This is a genomic window from Maridesulfovibrio ferrireducens (assembly GCF_900101105.1).
Lineage (GTDB): Bacteria > Desulfobacterota > Desulfovibrionia > Desulfovibrionales > Desulfovibrionaceae > Maridesulfovibrio > Maridesulfovibrio ferrireducens.
This window is the reverse complement of sequence record NZ_FNGA01000003.1, coordinates 131867-152254: the sequence shown is the minus strand read 5'-3', so window position 1 is coordinate 152254 and position 20388 is coordinate 131867. Positions and strand designations below refer to the sequence as shown.

General features: G+C 42.8%; 20 protein-coding genes. 5 read left to right on the top strand and 15 right to left on the bottom strand.

Going from position 1 to position 20388, the window contains the following annotated elements; all coding sequences use genetic code 11:
- Positions 1–120: 120 nt before the first annotated feature.
- The 3 genes from BLT41_RS09940 (at position 121) to plsY (ending at position 4151) form a co-directional block, all read left to right on the top strand.
- Positions 121–1395: an IMP cyclohydrolase gene (locus BLT41_RS09940; protein WP_092160742.1), complete on the top strand. Its 1275-nt coding sequence runs from the start codon at positions 121–123 to the stop codon at positions 1393–1395.
- A gap of 71 nt (positions 1396–1466) precedes the next feature.
- On the top strand, positions 1467–3530 hold the full coding sequence (locus BLT41_RS09935) for a ribonuclease catalytic domain-containing protein (RefSeq protein WP_092160740.1): 2064 nt from the start codon (positions 1467–1469) through the stop codon (positions 3528–3530).
- 36 nt (positions 3531–3566) lie between these two features.
- A complete protein-coding gene (gene plsY, locus BLT41_RS09930; protein ID WP_092160738.1) occupies positions 3567–4151 on the top strand; it encodes a glycerol-3-phosphate 1-O-acyltransferase PlsY in 585 nt (194 codons plus the stop codon).
- Positions 4152–4276: 125 nt separating this feature from the next.
- Here plsY and BLT41_RS09925 read toward each other — a convergent pair whose 3' ends face one another.
- On the bottom strand, positions 4277–5851 hold the full coding sequence (locus BLT41_RS09925) for a response regulator (RefSeq protein ID WP_092160736.1): 1575 nt from the start codon (positions 5849–5851) through the stop codon (positions 4277–4279).
- Positions 5852–5882: 31 nt separating this feature from the next.
- On the bottom strand, positions 5883–7037 hold the full coding sequence (locus tag BLT41_RS09920) for an ATP-binding response regulator (RefSeq protein WP_092160734.1): 1155 nt from the start codon (positions 7035–7037) through the stop codon (positions 5883–5885).
- A gap of 224 nt (positions 7038–7261) precedes the next feature.
- On the opposite strand from BLT41_RS09920, the gene BLT41_RS09915 reads away from it, so the two are divergent.
- Both BLT41_RS09915 and BLT41_RS09910 read left to right on the top strand, forming a co-directional pair.
- On the top strand, positions 7262–7489 hold the full coding sequence (locus BLT41_RS09915) for a hypothetical protein (protein WP_092160732.1): 228 nt from the start codon (positions 7262–7264) through the stop codon (positions 7487–7489).
- 38 nt (positions 7490–7527) lie between these two features.
- Complete coding sequence (locus tag BLT41_RS09910) at positions 7528–7947, top strand: hypothetical protein (RefSeq protein WP_092160730.1); 420 nt, start codon at positions 7528–7530, stop codon at positions 7945–7947.
- Between the two features lie 72 nt (positions 7948–8019).
- Here BLT41_RS09910 and BLT41_RS09905 read toward each other — a convergent pair whose 3' ends face one another.
- From BLT41_RS09905 to BLT41_RS09840, 13 genes are all read right to left on the bottom strand, one after another.
- On the bottom strand, positions 8020–8475 hold the full coding sequence (locus BLT41_RS09905; protein ID WP_092160728.1) for a DUF2721 domain-containing protein: 456 nt from the start codon (positions 8473–8475) through the stop codon (positions 8020–8022).
- Between the two features lie 178 nt (positions 8476–8653).
- Positions 8654–9328, bottom strand: coding sequence for a CBS and ACT domain-containing protein (locus BLT41_RS09900; RefSeq protein WP_092160725.1), 675 nt, complete (start codon positions 9326–9328; stop codon positions 8654–8656).
- A gap of 101 nt (positions 9329–9429) precedes the next feature.
- The gene (locus tag BLT41_RS09895; RefSeq protein ID WP_092160723.1) at positions 9430–10182 is read right to left on the bottom strand and encodes a methyltransferase domain-containing protein; all 753 of its coding nucleotides are present in this window, start codon (positions 10180–10182) and stop codon (positions 9430–9432) included.
- Positions 10183–10186: 4 nt separating this feature from the next.
- Positions 10187–10786: an alpha/beta hydrolase gene (locus BLT41_RS09890; RefSeq protein WP_092160721.1), complete on the bottom strand. Its 600-nt coding sequence runs from the start codon at positions 10784–10786 to the stop codon at positions 10187–10189.
- Positions 10786–11961 (bottom strand): aminotransferase class I/II-fold pyridoxal phosphate-dependent enzyme, encoded by a 1176-nt coding sequence (locus tag BLT41_RS09885; RefSeq protein WP_092160719.1) that lies wholly within the window; start codon positions 11959–11961, stop codon positions 10786–10788. The genes BLT41_RS09890 and BLT41_RS09885 overlap by 1 nt, the downstream gene beginning before the upstream one ends.
- Before the next feature lie 172 nt (positions 11962–12133).
- Positions 12134–12358 carry a hypothetical protein gene (locus BLT41_RS09880; RefSeq protein ID WP_092160717.1) on the bottom strand — a complete coding sequence of 75 codons (225 nt, stop codon included), beginning with the start codon at positions 12356–12358 and terminating at the stop codon, positions 12134–12136.
- On the bottom strand, positions 12358–15639 hold the full coding sequence (locus BLT41_RS09875) for a hypothetical protein (protein WP_092160715.1): 3282 nt from the start codon (positions 15637–15639) through the stop codon (positions 12358–12360). Before BLT41_RS09875 ends, BLT41_RS09880 begins: the two co-directional genes overlap by 1 nt.
- A gap of 173 nt (positions 15640–15812) precedes the next feature.
- On the bottom strand, positions 15813–16475 hold the full coding sequence (locus BLT41_RS09865) for a hypothetical protein (protein WP_092160711.1): 663 nt from the start codon (positions 16473–16475) through the stop codon (positions 15813–15815).
- Complete coding sequence (locus BLT41_RS09860) at positions 16475–16981, bottom strand: hypothetical protein (protein WP_092160709.1); 507 nt, start codon at positions 16979–16981, stop codon at positions 16475–16477. The genes BLT41_RS09865 and BLT41_RS09860 overlap by 1 nt, the downstream gene beginning before the upstream one ends.
- Positions 16978–19071 carry a phage tail protein gene (locus BLT41_RS09855; RefSeq protein WP_092160707.1) on the bottom strand — a complete coding sequence of 698 codons (2094 nt, stop codon included), beginning with the start codon at positions 19069–19071 and terminating at the stop codon, positions 16978–16980. The genes BLT41_RS09860 and BLT41_RS09855 overlap by 4 nt, the downstream gene beginning before the upstream one ends.
- A 2-nt stretch (positions 19072–19073) precedes the next feature.
- The gene (locus BLT41_RS09850) at positions 19074–19667 is read right to left on the bottom strand and encodes a phage connector family protein (protein ID WP_092160705.1); all 594 of its coding nucleotides are present in this window, start codon (positions 19665–19667) and stop codon (positions 19074–19076) included.
- 161 nt (positions 19668–19828) lie between these two features.
- Positions 19829–19960, bottom strand: coding sequence for an RHS repeat-associated core domain-containing protein (locus tag BLT41_RS09845; protein WP_092160703.1), 132 nt, complete (start codon positions 19958–19960; stop codon positions 19829–19831).
- Between the two features lie 48 nt (positions 19961–20008).
- Complete coding sequence (locus tag BLT41_RS09840) at positions 20009–20368, bottom strand: hypothetical protein (protein WP_139167351.1); 360 nt, start codon at positions 20366–20368, stop codon at positions 20009–20011.
- Between the last annotated feature and the right edge of the window lie 20 nt (positions 20369–20388).

Sequence of the window (20388 nt, the reverse complement as noted above, 5' to 3'; positions counted from 1 at the left end):
ATCTCTTGCGGCTAGGCAAGCCTAACAAAAACCGGGGTAATACCGCAATTCAAAATTGCCCGTCGGGTAAGGCTGTGCTATTAGCGTTCATCCACAAGGCAATTATTCAGGAGAATACCCATGAGCGATCTTAAAAAAATGTACAATACTCTTTCTCAGGACCCTTTTCCAGCAGACATGACTGTTCGTTTAGGTGAACAGGAATTAACCTTCAAAAAAAGAACCTGGGAAATCGAAGGCGAAACTAAAGGACTGCGTTACGGCGAAAATCCCGACCAGCCCGCAGCCCTATATGAACTTGTTTCCGGCGGACTCGAATTCGACGGTGTTAAATTTCGCGGAGAGGGACAGGGACTTGTTTCTGCTCTGACCGAAGAACACATGTTACAGGCAGGCAAGCATCCGGGAAAAACAAATCTCACTGATGTCGATAATGCACTGAACATTCTGCAATATCTTTATGCAAAACCCGCAGCTGTTATTTTAAAACATAACAATCCATGCGGCGCATCATGGTCCGAAGAAGGTGTAGGAACCGCGCTCAGCAACGCATTTCAAGCTGACCGCATAGCCGCCTTCGGTGGCGCTATCGTTGTTAACCGCCCTTTGACAATGGAAGCTGTGGAAGTAATCGACAGCGCATATTTTGAAGTTGTTGCCGCTCCGGCTTTCGAAGAAGGCACACTCGAAATCCTCAAGAAACGCAAAAATCTGCGTATTCTCCAGATTCCTGGAATCATGGATCTTGAAAAACTCATCGGCCAGCCCTTCCTTGATATCAAATCACTGATGGACGGCGGCATGGTTGTTCAGTTCTCATTCCGTAACAGAATTCTCAGCGCGAAAGACTTCATTCCCGCTAAAGCAGATAAAGACGGATCAAGCTACACCGCTCGTACCCCCACAACAAAAGAAGCAGACGATCTGCTCTTCGCATGGGCTGTTGAAGCAGGCGTAACTTCAAACTCTGTCATTTTCGCACGCGACGGTGTGACTACCGCCATCGGAACAGGCGAGCAAGACCGTGTTGGCTGCGTTGAGCTGGCTGTGACCAAAGCCCGCACAAAATATGCAGATCTTCTGGCATTCGACCAGTTCAAGATGTCTATCTTTGAACTCAAGCTGAAAGCTTTGAAAGACGAAGAAGCAGCAGCAAACCTTGCAGCAATCGAAAAGAAAGCGGCTGACGACAAGGGCGGACTCACCGGGTCTGTGCTGGTCTCCGACGGCTTCTTCCCGTTCCGCGACGGCGTGGACCTCTGCATGGCACAAGGCATAACAGCAATCGCACAGCCCGGCGGTTCCATTAGAGATAACGAAATCATTCAGGCTGTAAACGAAGCAAGCCCTCAGGTTGCAATGGTCTTCACTGGACAGCGTTCCTTCAAGCATTAAAATATACTTTATAAAATATCCCGGAACCCTTGTCAGAGGGTTCCGGGATTTCATATTAAATAAGGAATTACATGTCCCTATTCAAGGATGGGCGTTATGTCGCGCCCGGAAATATCGTAGAGTTTATGCACGGAAATCAGCCCCAGCTTGCATTTGTAATGGAAGAACAAGCTGGCAAACTAAAACTCTACACTATCAATAAAAGAGAAACCAAAATGCCTGCGGCCCGAGTTCTACCTTGGGTCGGGCCTCAATATTCTGCCGAGTCAACTCGTCAGGAAATGCTTGATTTGATGCTCAGCCATCAAGAAAAACGCGGTGAAATCCAAGCTGGACTCGATGTCATGGACATCTGGGACCTTGCGCAGGGAGAACTTGAAAAAGCCCCCCTGACATGGTTTGCAGGATTGTTATGGGAAGCTCCTGATGCTGACCAGATATCTGCGATGGGACGCGCTATGCTTGCGGCCAAAACTCATTTCAAATTTCAGCCGCCTGAATTCATAATTTACACCGAAGACAAAGTTGAACAGCGCCTGAATCAACAGTCGGAAGAAAAGCGGCAAGAAGAAGCAATGACAGCCGGTCAAGATCTTTTTAAAAAGATCTGGGTTGCACGGGAATCAGGCAGCAAAATAAATACAGACCAAATTCCGGTTATGTCCGATGAAACAGCTGACTATTTAAACTCGTTCCTGCTTGATCGCATTGCAGGAGTTAGCGATGAAAAATCTCACAAAATGTGGATTGCATTAAAAAAAGGACTACCTGACCATCCTCATTTAGCCCTGCTGCTGGCTCAAGGCTGGGGAATTGTTTATCCGCATCACAATTTTCTGTTTAATGAAGCCGACTATTCACCGGACGACAGCTGGACCGCAGATCATACAGAAGAAATAGACAGACTGGTCACTGCTGTAGAAACAAAAGCTATAGCCCCATACCCTCTGCCTATGCGAAGCATTGACGCGGCAACAACCCGCGACATTGACGATGCTTTTAATCTGAAAAAAAACAGCGATGGCGGCTATACTCTTACGATAGCTCTTGCCCGCCCCTGCATGGATTGGAATTTCGGAGGCAAGCTTGACCTAGCTGTCCTTGACAGAGGAACCAGCATATATCTTCCCGAAGGAACCAGCCACATGCTTCCTGAAAAGCTCGGTATCGGTGCTTTCAGCTTATTTTCAGGAGAATTAAGACCTGCGCTGATTACCACTTTTGAGCTCGATGGATGCGGTGAGTTGATATCCATTTCTCCGAAAACCGGATGGGTAAAATTAACCGATAACAGCACATATGTAGCTGTTGAACAAATGCTTGAAGATGGCACAGATGATGAGATGGCTTTAGCTTTCGAGCTGTCGGAAAAACTTATCGCCAGCAGAATAAAAAACGGCGCGGTAGTAATCCGCAGACCCGAACCTGAAATTTCGCTGACAGGATGGCCTGAAAAAGTTTCAGTGAGTATCAGTTCTAAAGAGGATACATCACGAGCAGATCAGATTATAAGTGAATTTATGATTCTGGCAAATTCAGGACTGGGAAGATTCGCAGATGAACACGGGTTCCCGCTTCTTTACAGAACTCAGGATATAGCTCTGCCCTCTGATTCAAGCGGTATTGTAACCAAGCCTCATGAAATTTTTCAGAGGGTCAGACAGATGGTTCCTCCGCAAATGGAGACCACTCCCAAAAAACACGCGACTCTTGCGGTTAAGGGATACAGCCCGATTTCGTCTCCGCTCAGAAGATATGCGGACTTCATAAATATGGCTCAGCTTTGCCACTATTTACAAACAGAACAACCTCTCTGGACCAGCGATGAGCTTACTACTCTGGCGGCAACACTTCAAACCAGACTGCAAGCGGTAATTAAAATTCAGAGATTCCGGCCTAGATATTGGAAACTTCTTTATCTCGCACAAAACAAAAAACAATGGCAGTCCGCTGCTGTTGTTGATGACAACGGCCCGTTGACTTCTCTTGCAATGCCTGAGATTCAGATCAATGTAAGAGTTCCACGCCCCATGCTTGGTGATAAACTTTACCCCGGACAATTATTTCAAATCAGATTCAACAAAATTGATCCGCTTACAAACGAGATCAGAGTCGTCGAAGCTCTGGAAGAATAGTTTTTTTTAACAAATAAGACTTAAAGGAGTTTGTCCATGCTTTGGATATTCTGGTTAGTATTCGCCTATTTTCTGGGATCACTCCCCTTCGGACTTTTTATTGCTAAAATCGGTTGCGGAATTGACCCCCGCACAGAAGGAAGTAAAAACACAGGTGCTACAAATGTTGCACGACTATGTGGATTTAAATACGGAGTCGCGGCTCTGTTATTAGATATAGCTAAAGGATTTATCCCGGTCCTCATGGCTTCTCAGTACAGTCATAACTGGATGTTTTTATCTCTGGTTGCACTCTCCGCAGTCCTCGGTCATGTATTCTCCATCTTTTTGGATATGCGCGGCGGCAAAGCGGTTGCAACAACAATTGGAGCTTTTCTGGTTCTTGCCCCTGCGGCAACTCTCTGGGCTGTAATTTTCTGTGTGGCTGTAATTATGCTGTCAGGATATGTATCAATGGGGTCATTGACTCTTGCTGTGGCTTTACCTGTTCTGGCTCTGCTTACCGGAAGCTTCGGAGCTGTTCTTCTAGGATGTGTTTTAACATTGATCCTGTTTTGGACTCACAGAGAAAACATTCGCCGCCTTGCAACAGGCGAAGAAAATTCATGGAAGAAAAAATAGCCTGAATTCTTCCAGACAAAAAAATCGATAAGTCACTAAAAATTAAAGCCCGAAATCATCCACTATTAATGGCGAATGATTTCGGGCTTCTTCTTTGCTATTTTTACTTAAAAAATAATATAAAATTAATCTTTATATTTTTCTTGAATAGCCAAAACAAATTCCAACTTTTCAAAAAACACATCCACTAGAGCAGGATCAAACATAATCTCCCGATTCTTTTTAATAAATTCGAGAGCCTTGTCCACATCCCATGGTTCTTTATATGTACGACGACTGCAAAGAGCATCAAACACATCGGATATGCAGGTTATTCTCCCGGCAATATCAATATTATCCCCTTTGAGTCCTCTGGGATAACCGGAACCGTTCCAATATTCATGATGCTCATACGCTATAATCGCTGCCGTTTTTAAAAGCTTCCTGTTGCTTGCTGCGAGTATTTTATACCCTATGTCGGTATGAGTCTTCACAATCTCAAATTCTTCCGGTGTAAGTTTACCCGGTTTTAATAAAATAGAATCCGGTATCCCGATTTTACCGACATCATGCATAGGGGAAGCATAATACAATTCATCTACATATTCAGAATCAAGTGCAAGGGCAGCTCCTAAAATTTTAGTCATCTCTGAAACACGTACAACGTGACAAGCTGTCTCTTTTGAGCGATTTTCAACAACCTCTCCAAGCATACGCACAATCTCTTTCTGAGTATCCAGTATTTCCTGATTAAGATAAATATTATCAAAAGCTACGCCGACATTATCGGAATAAATTCGCAATAAATCTTCATCCTGCTCACTGTGCTTTACACCGCAACCTTCAACATACAACAAATGTGAACCATACTGCCGTGTGGGAAGATAGCCGACATAGTCGTCACCGATAAAACGGCCATGACCAATACAACATATTTTATCAAATTTTTTCTTAGTATCATCAGAAATTTCATAACAATTATCTACTGAGTCATGACACTCCGCATACCGACCGGTTGAAGCAATTATACGCATATTTTCTGAATCAGAACTGGAAACAGCCATACCGCTTCCTTTCATATATACAGAGTCACGAAGACCCAGAAGTGAAATAACCTGCGTAAGCACGCCCTGAGCAAGGCGGCTTATGGATTGCTGCTGAAAAAGACTTCCTGAAGCTTCAATTATATACTTCAGACCTTTTCTATTCTGATCAATTACAAGTATATCTCTATAGGAACGCAGGGCGGAGAACACAGAAGTAAAAAGCCGCTGGGCTGTAAGTTCCCCTTTATGCTTATAGTCATTAATATCATATTCGATAATAACTTTACGCTCAGGAGCTTGCCCCGGTTGTCCGGTCCGAAGAATTATGCGGACCATTTTATTTTTCATTTCTTCCCGAATTATCCGGGCAACATCAAGTCCCGCATGAGTAGTTTCCATCACAACATCGAGAAGAATAACTGCGATATCGGACTGCTCGCGCATTATTTGCAGAGCTTCATCACCAGTATAGGCACTTATAAATTCAAGTTTTCCACCTTCAAAAGTAACATCATCAAGAACAAGACGTGTGGTGCTGTGCACATCCTTTTCATCGTCAACAATAAGTATTTTCCACTTTCTACTATGATCGCAAAAATGGTCAAAACGCTCCTCAGTCGATTCTTCAGCAAAAAGGAGTTCATCATTATCAACAGAATCTTTGCCAAAAACCATTACACCCTCGCTTATGACTTATACGACTAAATCAAATAGGAATTATCAACGTAAAAACAGCCCCGTTACGACCTTCCTTTGAATAATCCAGAGTCCAGTTATAACCCTCAATAACTCTCCTGACGATGCTTAACCCCATACCTACCGCTTCAGGTCTCTTGGTAAAAAAAGGATCATAAATATATGGAAGATCCGCATCATCAATTCCTGAACCGTTATCGATAACTTTTATCTGACACAATTCAGAATCAACCTGGACGCTAAGCTCAACCCGAGGTGAAGACTCATCGCTGAATATAACAGCATTCTTCATCAATTCTTCAATAGCCTTCTTAAAAAGGTCTGGCCGTCCATCTATAACAGCATGCTTCAGACTGATATCAAACTCGACATTCTTATCAAGGTTTGCTGCAAATTTTTTAATCTCAATAATAACTTCTTCCAGAAGCGGAAAAATTTCAGAATTTTGATGATCGCAATTATCAATGGAAGCATAATCGGAAACACTACCGACAACTTCTTCCAGTCTGCCGGATTCCTCAGAAATAGTTTCCAGATACTTTGCTATGTCAGACTCTTGATCAAGTTTACGCGTTGCCAAATTGGCAAAACCGGTAATTGTCATTGTTCTATTTCTGATCTGATGCGCAACAGACATTGCGAGCTGGGCAAGACTAACGCGGTTTTGCTCAATCTTGCGTAAATCCCGATAGGATCTCAAAGCAGTCGTAATAGAAGTTGTCAGCCGTTGTGATGTAAGCTCAGCTTTTTGCCAGTAATCGTTGATATCAAGTTCAGTAATAACTTTATGCTCCGGCGCAACTCCCGGCTGTCCGGTTCTTAAAATTATCCTTACAAATTGATTATTTACAAAAGTTCTTATACGTCTGGCAACATCAAGACCGGCAGTACTCGTCTCCATTACAACATCTAAGAGAACGACAGCTATCTCATGATCTTTTTTAAGAATATTTAAAGACTCTTCCCCTGTAAAAGCACTAATAAATTCAAGCTTACGCCCCTCGAAAGAATAATCCCCAAGCACCATTTGAGTCATAGTGTGAATGTCCGGCTCATCATCAACAACAAGGACACGCCAAGGCTTCGCCTTTTTGACCGGACGTTCTTCAACCTCTTCTCCCGTAAAAAGAAGCTCGTCATCAGCAAATAACTCAGTATCCTGCATCCTGAACCTCATAAGACAACAACTGCATTTTTTCCCACCGTTCTTATAAGATAACTCACTTCACACTAAATTTAAATATTTTGTTGCAAAAATAACAAGATTTAATATTTAAAAATTTTACCTGTCGTCACAGACTATTTCATATGTACAAACTGATTTACCTTGTAAATACAAACCATATCCACTAAGGTCCCAAAAGTTAATCTCCCTGAAGGATGAACCAAATGGAAATACTTATAATTCTTATCGCTCTCATAATTTTCGCTTTCATTGTCTACTCTGTTTATGCGGGACGTACTGCAAAATACTCTCAGAGAAAAAGAGCTTTTGAACTTAAAGAAGCACACATGAACAGATCAATGGATCGCTTAAGATCTGAGATATCTTTAATTGAAGATGAAATCAAAAAAACAGAATCTCAAATAACGGACTCTTTTGATGACACCGAGTAATTTGTCTGCACCCAAAAGGTCTTAGCACGGTATCCACCATGATGATTATAACCGCAATACTTCTTGTTCTGGCTACAATAGTTACAATATTTCTATGTAAAACTGTTGCTGCTAATTTCGATAAAAGAAATGAAATTTTAGTTGAAAAAGAAAAAAAATTATATTCCGAACAAGAAGAACTTAGAAAAAAAAGACGAAATATCAAAAGACAACTGGCAGAATTGAAAAAAAGTGCGAAAGAAGTTAAATCAGATGAAAAAGAGCCTTCTAATACACCAACATCATTAAATTTAAAAGACTGGCTTGAAAAAAGACAATCTTTAGATGCCAACCAATATTCAACAGCATCACAATTTGCAGACGAAAAAAACATGAACCTTTTATCTGCAATGCTGACTCTGAACATAATAAGTGTAGAAACTTATGAAGAAGCTAAAAAACTAAAATTAAAAGCTTAACTGTTCTTATAAATCACAATTAAAACGTCCGCATCAGATAACCCTGATGCGGACGTTTTTAATTATCAGCATTTAATTTCTTTTATCCCTTAAATAATGCTCACGTATCTCAATCCTCACTCCATGCAGAGTCAAACTGATATCCCACAAAAATAACATCAAAGAACTGATGAGACTGACTATGCAGAGCGCAAAGCATATCTTAATTACCAAACCAATTCCAAGCTCGAAAAGAAAAGTAGAAAACAACATCAAAATAACAAGACTGACAAAAAATATACTAATGACGCACAGAGCAATTGCGCTTCGTAATATTCTACACCTTTTATAAAGAATTTTAAGTTCACGATGAAGGTAATCAACCTCTACATCAGACCGGCTATTTAAAAGCAGAAGAATTTTTCTAATTTGATCCAATGGACGAGCCAAACGATTAGTCATGGACAGCAAAATTAAACCAACACCGGAAATCAAAATAACCGGAGCAATCGACCCCTGCATAATACGTATTAACTCAGAAGTATCCATAGAACTCAAACCTCACAAATTGATTAATCTAATTATAAAAATTTATTTACCCCACCGTCTTGATTTGTTCAACCTGCTTAAAAATATTTTAATCAATACTTATTTTCTGCTCAAAAAAACAAAGCCGGCTTTTATAAAAGCCGGCTTTGTTAAACATCTTAAGTCGTAATCATTAAAATTAAGCTTTAAAGGTTTCACCTTTATGCACATGATACTTTAACCCGTAAGTTTTTTTTAGGTGTGTGACTAACGAATCAATCGTCCCGTCATCAAGCCGTTGAACCCAAACAAAAACTCTTCTAAGCCCGTGTTCAACACCTTCATAAGATGTAAACACGGTTGAAAGTCTAACGCCTCTTGCCCACAAGTCACTCAGCAATTCTTCCAGAGCGGGAGCTGAATCTTCCAACAAAAATGCGAATTGTGAACTTCCGCGATTTACCCCGGTAACAGTTGTCAAAAATCTATAAATATCAACATCGGTAATAATACCGACAAGCCCGAACTCGTCGACAACCGGCAGTCCCCCGATTTTATTTTCAAGCAAAGTTTCGGCTGCGATTTCCATACATGTATCAGGAGCAACAATGAATGGATCATGAGTCATTATGTCTTTAATCTTAAGCCCCTTCAAACCACCACTTTTAACAGAAGCTCCGTCTCCTGCCAGATACTTTGAAGGCATAGCATCACGGATATCTCTATCTGAAACTATTCCGATAACAAGACCGGAAGCTTCAGTTACAGGTATTTGTCTAATCCCAGCGTCTCTCATCATTTCAACTGCGTCACTTATAGGCGCACCAGGAAAGAGGGTTAAAACCTCTTCCGTCATCCAATCCCCTACTAGCATATGTAACTCCTAAAAATTCATTACCCTCAAACTTGATAAATACTCTTCCTAAGCGACTAAAAAGTCAAAAAAAACAGCTCTTAATCTTTATTGCTCCGGAATTACAAAATTTCCCCGGAAGCAAATAAAACTTCATAAGAAACTCTTATTCCCTGATCTCCACCATATAAATTTTCATACTCTGTAACAAAACGTAAATATTTTTCCTTCCCCCAGGAAATATTCCCGCTTGAAGCCACTGCTCCAGTCATTTTATGATTTTTTAAAAAACCCGCGACAGAAGGAAAATAGACTTCGTGCCGCTTGTTAGTGAAGTTTACTCTGACATTTGAAATTCCAGAGATAACATCCATATAAAATTTAGAATCTTTCAAATCCTTAACCGACCCGAACCCTGTTCTTGAACTGACATCTGCAAGCTCACAAAGCGTTCCCTTAACGAAAATCGCAATTGCAAACTTCCCTCCCTGCTTCAACATTTTAAAACTTTCAGGAATAGATTCTTCAGGGTTTGCATACCACTGCATTGCGGATGAACTGACAAGCAAATCAAACTGCCCTTCTTTGAAGGGAATATTTTCACCGTCAGCCGCAACCAATAACGGCACTGACAATTCTTTCTGTTCCATCAGCATGGGGTGAACTAAATCCAGCGAAACATAGTTATCATATGTAATTCGGTCTTCCAGTTCGTTGAATAAAAAACCTACCCCCGAACCGACATCCAAAACCTTTTTATAGTGTCCCTTCGGACAATACTGAGCGCATTGAAAAGCAACCTTCTTTTGAACAGATGCAGCATCACTATAACAGGTCGCGGCTTTGCCGAAACATTGTCGAATCCTCTTTTTCACGCTCTTAAAGCCCCTTAATCAAATTTATTATTTCATTTTCAGAAATTTTATGACCGCTTTCTAATCGCAAAACCTTCGCCCGCGGGACTAACTTCACAACGGACTCAAAAGCGGATTCTCTAACTATTTTATCGTTATCCCCATGCACCAAAGTCAAATTCACCAAAGAAAGATCTTCTTCAAAACTGATACGGGAAGCAATAAGATATTCCAATCCTTCCACCAGCGCATCCACTTGACGTGCATTAAAAGGGATTTCTATATCTTCACCGCAATTTTTATGAAAAGAACTGACTACAATATCTGGATTTTTACGCAATCCGGAAATCATACGTCTAAGCGTTCTTTCAGGAAAAGAATCAGTAAATGACAAAAAAGGGGCGATTAAAACAACTTGATCATACCTTGAAAATAAATGGCGACATTCTTTCAATAAAACATGCGCCCCTGTAGACCATCCCACAAGTATTTTTCCACCCGTAAGGTAATCAGACAATTCTGCAGGACTGAAATCTATAAAAGGTATTAAAAAGTCCCCTGATTCAGCAAAAACAGGATATTGCTCTTTTGCGGTTGCCCATCCGCCGATGAAGACAGAACCCACTACAGAATCTCTTTTTTTAACAAAGTAAAAGCATGCTTAATTTTTTCCATATCATCGCTCGTCAGGTCCGCACGCAAAGAGAGTCTAAGACGGGCCGTATTCATAGGAACAGTCGGAGGACGAATTGCAGCCGTATAAATCCCCGCTTCCAAAAGAAGAGCCTGCGCCTGCAGAGCTACCTTGTTTTCCCCCAGAATAACCGGAATAATCTGACTTTCAGAGTTACCGCAGTCAAACCCTTCACTTTCAAGGAATAGTTTTAAATCACGACTCTTATCGAGAAGTTTTTCACCTATTGAAGGATCGGATAAAACCAGACGAAGCGAAGCTAAATTTGCCCCGACAACAGCAGGAGGCAACGCTGTTGAAAAAACGAACGAACGCCCTTTATTTCTAAGAAACGATATTAAATCCGAACTTCCTGAAACAATTCCACCAAGCGAACCGAACCCCTTTGAAAAGGCTCCCATATGCAAATCGACAAGTTTTGAAATTTTACGTTCAAAACAAAGCCCCTTCCCGCCGCCGAAAATTCCTTCAGCATGAGCTTCATCCACCACAAGCATAACATCATAAAATTCGCAAAGCTGAGCAATCTCCTCAATATGAGCAAGATCACCGTCCATGCTGAAAATAGTATCAGTAATTAAAATCTTAGCAGAAATATTTTTGAAAGATTCCAGACGTTTTTTTAGATGTTCAATATCATTATGCTGATAGCGGACATGCTTAGCGCCTGACATTTTAATACCGTCGATGATACTGGCATGATTAAGCTTATCCGAAAATATTACGGAATGGCGGTCAGCAAAAGAATCCATGATAGCAAGATTTGCGGCATAGCCGGATGAAAAGAGCATAGCATCTTCCTGCTCCTTAAACGCTGCAAATTCCTGTTCCAAAGTATCATACAATTTGAAATTACCAGTTACAAGACGTGAAGCAGCAGAACCTGTTCCGTAATCACGGACAGCCTGAATCGATGCGATTTTAAGCCGCTCGTCGCAGGCAAGCCCAAGATAATCGTTAGAGGCAAGATTTAAGAATTTTTGTCCCTTAAACAGGAGTTCTTTCTCTGCCCCGTTATCAACAGCAGGAATACGTCTGAGAAGAGAAGCTTCTTCAAGTTCTGCAAGCTCTGTCTTAATTGGATGATAAAACCATTTTGATGTCATAAAAAAACCGGACTCCGACCACTCGGACAGGGTAAGGAAATAAGTCGATTTACTTCAAAAAATTCGAACTGGGAAAAGAAAAATATATTTCATAGCGTAGAATGGCAACCCTGTTTTTATCATAAAAAAACGGGACACTTAAATAAGTGCCCCGTAAAATCAATTTATTGTGTTATTTCAACACATCCTCAACAACGCGACTACTCATAATTGATGAAAAAACATGTTTAAAATCGTCAGCAGTTGCATTGCCGTCACCACATACCCTTTTCCAAGCGGCACGTGATTCAACGCTCATTTGACTGACATCAAACTCCTCCGCGCTACGCATTGCAGGTATTTCCCGATGTACAGACACGCCCGGTTGCTGTTCAACCTTATGCTTAATATTACTCATTAAATACTCTCCTGAATATAAATTTTGCCGCCCATAAAGCGCATATCTTCCGGCCCGCGCACAGCCATTGCGAGCTGCTTAAGATCGGGATTTTCAGGAAAATCTATTTTATTCGCAACCAGCTTAAGTTTTTCATCAGTTAGTTCAGAGGTGGAGCCTGACGGCGACAAATTGTATCTATCAGGAATCGCGACTGAAGTCGGAACTTTTGCGAGCGGGGTTACGAGGTTGGCTGTGGTTTTAAAAAGCCCCTCTGCAATAATTTCTTCACTCACACTCGCAACCTTTGCATCAATATTCCCATCAATAAGTAGATTGTTATGCGAACCACCTAAAATATACAGCATTGCGGCTTTTGAGGTGTCAGAGATAGTCACGATTGAGGACGTTGTAGAGGTTCCCTCCTCTGCCTTCATTATTTCCATACGCCAAGGCTCTACGACACCATCACTGCGGTAAGCTTCAATAGTACCACCAGTCTCTGAGGCTATGATAGAGACAGTACCTACAGTTGTTACAAATAAGACAACACAATATTTGGTTCCACTGGTTACAGCAACGTTAGGAAGCGGGAAGGTATTCTTTCCCACCACCATATCTAATTCATCACCCCATGCTCCTACTTGATCACCCAATGTAGTTTCATTAACCCAAAGAAACACACCTGCATGAGTCTTACCTGCGTTTGTACTATTAAGTTCTACAGAAGCAGAAGTGAGAGTTTGATCACTCGTTGGAGTATAAGCTATTCCCATCTGATTTGTTGTTGCAAATAGCCTATCAGTAGAGGCAACCGTATTGTAATTTGAAAAAGCAATACCTTCCCCTCCGTCAAGAGTTAAACCAACTTCCGGCCCAAGATATTCATCCGTTATACCAGCACCGAGAGCAAAAATATTCTCTGCCCTGCGACTGACATGAACAGGGGGTTCGGTGAGTCCTGCGGCTGTTATATCAACGGTATGACTAGAAGCCTTACCAATAATTTGGAAATGCCCTATATTTGTATAACCTACACCACCACTCACAGTAACATCCAGTTCAAACCGAACGAACACTTCATCAATTACAACAGAGGGCATAAAGGTTTTATAAACAGCCAAAACCCAACCAGTCACATTCGTTTGTGTATCAAGTAGAATTCTTGTTCCATCTGCGCGGATACCCTTTACTGTCCATGTTTTAGGTGCGCGAGTTAAGTCCGTTGAGTTCACCCCACGTGGAGACATTTCATAAGAAGTAAGCTTAACAGGTGTGGGGAGTTGTATGGTCAAGTCTATTGTATTTTTTTCTACTTGGAACGCATCATTCGACCCAGTGAAAGCCCCATTGCAAACTTTCCAAGGTGCTTGATCAGGAACCATCGGAACTGACGTGGAAGTTATAGTACAGCCGGAAGTTGTTTCTCCTGTCATTGTGGGTATGCTATCAGCTTCCCCCCCTTCACTTTCTGTCACACCCCCCGCAACCGCATCCACACCGTCAACAAACAAAGGTTCGTTCTCAACAACTTGTGCTGTTGTCTTGAAACTTGTTGTAGATGGCTCTGTTATGACTAACTTCTCACCCTGCAACGGATTCTTAAAAACATTAGTTGGAGCAAGAGGAAGGTCAATCGCTGTTTCATAGGGGTTAGGTGCTTCAAATAATTCAAACTCTGTCAATCCTGCACCGCCACCAATTGCATTTGAAATATTTATTCTAATTTCATTGAAAGCCTCAACAAAGTTTACTTGAAAGATTCGTTGTTCGCTTGCTCCCCAGTCTGATTGATCAACTTTACTGTCTACCTGAGTCCATTCGCCGCCCGTTAAACGTGTTTCCACTGTCCAATTCCTTGGCATATATGCGGATACACTAGCCGGAGCCAACATTGCAGTTAATCTGTAACTTCCTAATGATTTAGTTGTATCAAACACCAAAGTTAAAGAGGCTGAGGATGTGGCGTTACTAATCCAATTATTATCACTTGTAGCAATATCATGGTCGACAGCTTTCCATGCTGGATACCCTACATATTCGCTACTCGCTGTTACGGTACACCCGTCTGTTTTTGCAGAACTTACAAAAGTTGGAACAAAGTTAACAGTAGAGGACACACCTCCAGACACATCCCCGACAAGAACATTCCCCTGATCAGTGATAAGTATATCTCCTGCGAAGATCTCTTCCAGAACCTTGAGCGAGGTGGAAAGTGTGCCGTCAAGGACAGTGCGCTTACCGGAAGCAACTTCAACTTCCATTTTACCGCTGACAATCTGCTTTGCGTTAGTAGCTCCTACAGAAAAAGCCGGGGGCTGAATTCCATCTGCATCTATAACCGCACCGGGCCAGCCCGCAGAATCATCTGCGAAAACAACAGTCGGGCCGTCATTAACCAAAACATCTTTAACCAAAAGCTGATGAATCGCTGTCTCGGAATAGATCTCTCCGCGCCTGCGTCTGACGACTTTGACAGAATGAATCGTATCAACATCCACTATTCCGAGAGTCCAGATTATTATGGAACCGACAAGCTCGGCAGAACCGAAATCTTCCACATCAATCTCATAGCTCGTTAAAGAATCTGCTACATAATCAGCAATACTGACCTCAACAGTTGAACCTTCAGTAGCGCTGACCGGACCATTTAAAATCGGCGTTTTGCTCCTGAGATTAACAATATCCCCCCATGCTATTGCCTCGGCTTCGCTTTTTGCATATTCCGCTGCGGTCTGCGCTGTCTCGGCTCCCGTTCTGGCGGCTTCCGCTGCAATCTGTGCAGCCTCTGATTCAGTTCTAGCTGTTTCTGCTCCTGTTCGCGCAGCGGAGGCAGCGTCACGAAACGAAACAACATTACTCATAAATTCCTGCGGCATAAGCTGCTCTTCCGCCGGAGTAGAAATGTCATATTTCAACGCCCTTGCAACCTGCTCCTGCAACTGCTGATCACGCATAACTCCGCGATCAAAAGCTTCATTAAGCAATTCAGCAGAAAAAGGATCGTTATCAACAAGTTCAAGTTCCTGAGAATAAGATATTTCCCTGTAAAAAGTTATACTGCTACCAGTTTGCAAAGGGATTCCGGAAACAGGATACATAGCCCTGCCGCCCGAATCATTTCCCGCTTCAGATACAAGCTTAAAGTCACTTCCTGCGACCAGCTCTATTTCTGTGCCGGAACTGTCCCGAACAACTGCCGCAAGATCTTCTTCCTTGAATATCCTGAAATTAAAATCGAATAAGATTTGAACGCCATCACCTGCAAAAGTAATGTTGTTGCTGCTTGAAACCACTGTCATAAGTTTTCTCCTCAAAAAGTTACTGAAATATAAAACCACTGCCTTATACTTTCAGTTTAATTTGAAGGCCGGACATGAAACAGCCGACTCAGGTCCGGGCAGCAAAAAAAAGACGGACGAATTCATTTTGAACTCGTCCGCCTTTTGTCATCCACTTAAAAACTTAATAAATATCAGCTAAGTATGCTCGTAAGATTCTTCCCAGCCTTATCAACAAGAGAGGAGCCAAGGCCGTCCACCTTTTTTCCATAGACATGGTCAGATTGGTTTTTATCAAGAATGGCACTGCTGGTTCCCGACCATACAGCCATATCCCCTTGTGATAGATGTCTGCTTGCCGAAACATCCGCCTGATATTTTACAATTTCAGCATCATAACGGGCCTGCCTGATTGTATCCTCTTTAACATCCACAATCGAACCGGAATCAAGGCGCACCCCTTTATAACCCCCAAGAGAATGTTCTCTGCGATATAATTCGCGGCGCAAAGTTGCCAGCTTAATTTCAGCATCTTTCCTGATAAGCTGTGCTTCTTTATAACTGCTGTTGCGGCTGTATACTCTGCGTTGCATATTATTAATATTTTGCAGTTCCGCCATTTGTGAATTGTATGCCGCCTCTCTCTGAGAATTTCCGCTATCAAAAACAGACTTTCCGAAATCGGTCATCATACCAATTCCCGCTTGGGCATTAAAACCGCCTCCCGCCATCTGCACAGCAGAACTTGCGGCTTGACCGACTGCCGCCCCACCGCCGCCTCCACCACCACTACTCATTGCACCGCCCACGACGCTTGCCGCCATAGAACCAACTGCCAGCATTGTTCCTGTTGCCATTATCTCTCTCCGTTTTTATTTAATTTTGTTCCGGCTGTTCGCGTTGCCCGGTAATAAAGGTCACGGCCAAGTTTTATTTTTTCATCATAAAACTTAAACCCGCACCAACGGTGCCAAAGAATACTTTTCCTATTTTGAGTGCATACAAACGTTTCAAAAACAAGAAATTCCTTTTGCAACATTTCTAAAAGAGACAACGAAGCTCTTGCAAACGGCAACGGATTTTTATCAACATTTTTTGTTCCAACTACCCAAGGAGTTCCAGTTCCTGAAACAGCTCCGGGAATTACTCCGAAAACAGCATAAGGATTTTCGCCAAGATAAAGAGCATACACGAGTTTAGACTTTTCAACGTCCCGCATTATGACCTCAAACACTGAACTGTCGGCACTTAATCCTTCAATATCCTGCCGATCGCTCTGCCGAATTTCTTCTGCCATGAATTCAATATGCGAAACTGTAGGAACACCAAGAGTAATACTACATCCCTTAGGCAGCCTACTCATGAATATACCGAAACTTGGGGAATAAGAGCCAGTACGGTCAACGGTAAGGGTTGATCCTGCCGAATATAAATCTGACCGTCACGGTCATAACCGCGATTAAATTTAACCTCATAATCTCCATCAAAAAGCGAAGGCGGCCCCCCTACTTTATCTGCGGAAGTACGGAAAGGAGCGCGCTCCAAATTGTCTTTATCGTACCCCACCTGCAAGCCGAGCGACTGAAACAAACGCACAGTCACATGAGATATCCTTTTCATACTTCCCTGCGCAGTACCGGTCATTGATCCGCCCTCTATACGCAAAGTTTTGAGATTTGAAGTATAAGGAAGCCCCGCATGCACAACCTTCGCAGGAGAAGCCAGCGTGATGTGCCCTTTTTCAACCACAACATCAGGACGTACAGCGCCGTCCGCAAGAATAGAGACTTTCTTACCTTCAAGATGATCAAGCCCCGTAAACACGGTATCAGCAACGTCCTGATCATAACTAAGCCCGGAATCCACAAAAAAGGCGCTAACAGAATCTTCACCGTTAAACTGTTCTTCCATTCGCTCGATGTAACTACGGGTTACACCTTCGACTTCCCGCGTCACCACGCACCACAACTCTTCCTGCGAGACGCCCGGAATAACGCACACAGAACGGAATTTACCCTCTGTAACATGCCTGTGATAACCGACAACTTCGTGCTCGCGTTGATAAGTAAGCCCCAAAAGAGCGCCATCATCCCGAATCATCCAGACTATGGAATCAGGGGACTGTTGATATGCCCATTCGGTAATGGTGTTGGACCGGGTTAAATGTTCAGCCAGAATGGTAAGGTCGGGAGCTACATAGCCGTCAGCTTCAAATGAATATGAAAGTTCGCGAATCGTTTTTCCTTCGCGTTGCAAAAAAATCATGATGCCGCCGACAACCACAGGTGGAATAGCTGCTGATCCATGAGTTGTCTCACGTCGGACCATCACTGAATTAGGAGTGACAGAATCAGCACTGCCACCGCCGGAAAGCCACCATTCGCCGCCGGATGTTCCCATTATAAGTTTCTTGGAACTGACCATCCAACGAATAGCATTCACCTGATCAGCGGATAACGTATAAGTGCAGGCATCATCATCCACCACAGGAGCCGAAACTCCAAAATTCTCATAAGCCCCACTTTTGCTCATCCATACCGTTTGCGGATTTGCAGGGCTAGCGGCAAAACACAAACGCTCTTCAAAAAACGTCACGCACGAAGGAAATCCTTTCTCGCTGTTCCACTCGGCAGGCGGCGATAAAAAAGGCACAAGTTTCACAGTCCAGTCAACATGCGATGTTCTGGAAAGTTTATAAGGCTGAACTTCAGGATGCACGAGATACATAACGTCTGCGGATTGAGTGAATCGAAGTTTTTCCAAATCACTCTCAGTATACGGGGTGGAAACCTCGACAGGTTCGCCATCTGCGTCCACAACAATGCCGCTATCCTTGTAAATTCTGACATTCTTGTCGGTAAATTCAAGGACATAAGCCTGCTCAGTGGAAAACTCAAAAGGAATAAGCCGAACTTTCGGACCTATCTCCCGCACATAAACCGACTCAACTTTACCGATGAAATCCACATCCGCACTAATGGATATTAAACCGGATTCTCCAGCTTCAAGACGCGACACAAACAGACCGTCAGCAGAGGCTGGATTACTGACTCCCGCCCCTGCGGAAATAATCTGAACTGAACCACCTATACAATTTGAGATTTTAAACCCGAACTCATACGTACGGCCCGCAATCAGACCAATATCACGACTGAGAATAGTAGAGACGCTTTGCGTTCCATCACACGAAGCTGCTGAATCTGAAACTGACCACCCTGCGCCGATTGTCCAACCGTCCGCAGAATCAAAACATCCTTGCACCATTAAATCCCGCCCGATAACTTCTCGGATGAAACGGAAACCGGTTCTGCGTGATGCGCCGCCATGCGGGTGAGTGTACATATTTTCAAGTACAGCCAGCCCGTTTGAATATTTTGCGAGATCAACCCGACCTCCGAGACGAGGGGAAAGTTCCCCGGCGCTGAAATTGGTCATTATTAATGATACTGACACGGCTACGCCCTCCAAACAGGTGAATCAAGACCATGTATTCCGCGAGCCTCAAGCCACGGATCATTCAAAATCTCATCCTCACGCCCTTCAGAGGAATCCGCCAGTCTGGCGGACTGCATTGCATTCAAATAAAGCGTCCACATCTCTCTGGCTTTGGAAGACGACCCGGTGATATCATCCGCCATTTCTGCGGCAAGACGTGCGGAAAAAGCCATCACAAACGATGAATCAAAAAGTACCGGATTGCTGACTTTGCTGGTGTAAATGGCGGAAGCTCCATCCATATTCGTAAGAATTTTATCACCTTCAACAACGAATTCATCATCGGCCCGGCTGAGTTGGCGCAAATGAAGACAATCCACCGGAACCTGATACTGAAAGGAAAACCCGAAGGCTGGAGCCTGTGCAAGCTTGGCAAGTCTGCAACGGCAGGTTGCAAAATTCCAAGGATGATCCCGCAAAACCGCGTCCCGAACCTGCTCATAAAATAGATTACAGGTCACGGCCTCCTGTGAACTGTCGCTGAGCGATTCAATAAGCCTTGCGCCGAGTTTCCTAAGCGCAAGGTTACAAATTTTAACTTCTGAAATTGCCACGTAAATTCTCCTGTCTTTGTTATGGTTACAATTCAATTAATGAATCCCCTACAAAGTCAGGATAAAAGATAGGGCGGACATGAATAAGCCGAGTCAGGTCCGGGGGGTGGTTTTTTTGATAAAAAAATGCCCCGCACTTTTGGGGTGCGGGGCTGATGTGATTAATTCTTCTCACTCTCCTCAGCAAATCCAGTCCAATCATGAAAATTAATAGGATCATCGAGGCAGTAACCATAAACATCCACATCCCCGCCAGCTAAACCAATTGGATCGGGAGTTATGAACCTGCCGATGGTGGGGGCGTTTTACTCACTATTCTTTGAAAGTAAAAACTAATAATGTTACCTGTTTTTTACGTGACTTTGAATAAAAGCAACGCCACGAGTGCCAAGAATAAGGCTAAAGTGAATAAGCCATAAAAGAATTAAGTAAATGGTGAATGACCCCAAAAAACTGATAAAAGTATACTGTTGATATATAAGTCCCATGGAAATCCCCACTGAGGAGAACAGATATTCATGGCTGGCAAACCCCAATGCAGCCGTAGGGTAAGACAAGTAATGTCTTTTAGCTGTCATGCAAACGGCAACACAACTAAGAGGAATAATTATAAAATAATCAACTTTTTCGTGGAAAAAGAAAAAATAACCACAAAATTTGCCTAAACTGCCTATAATAAACGCTAAAAAAATATCCATCATAGTTATCCTGAAAGTAGACC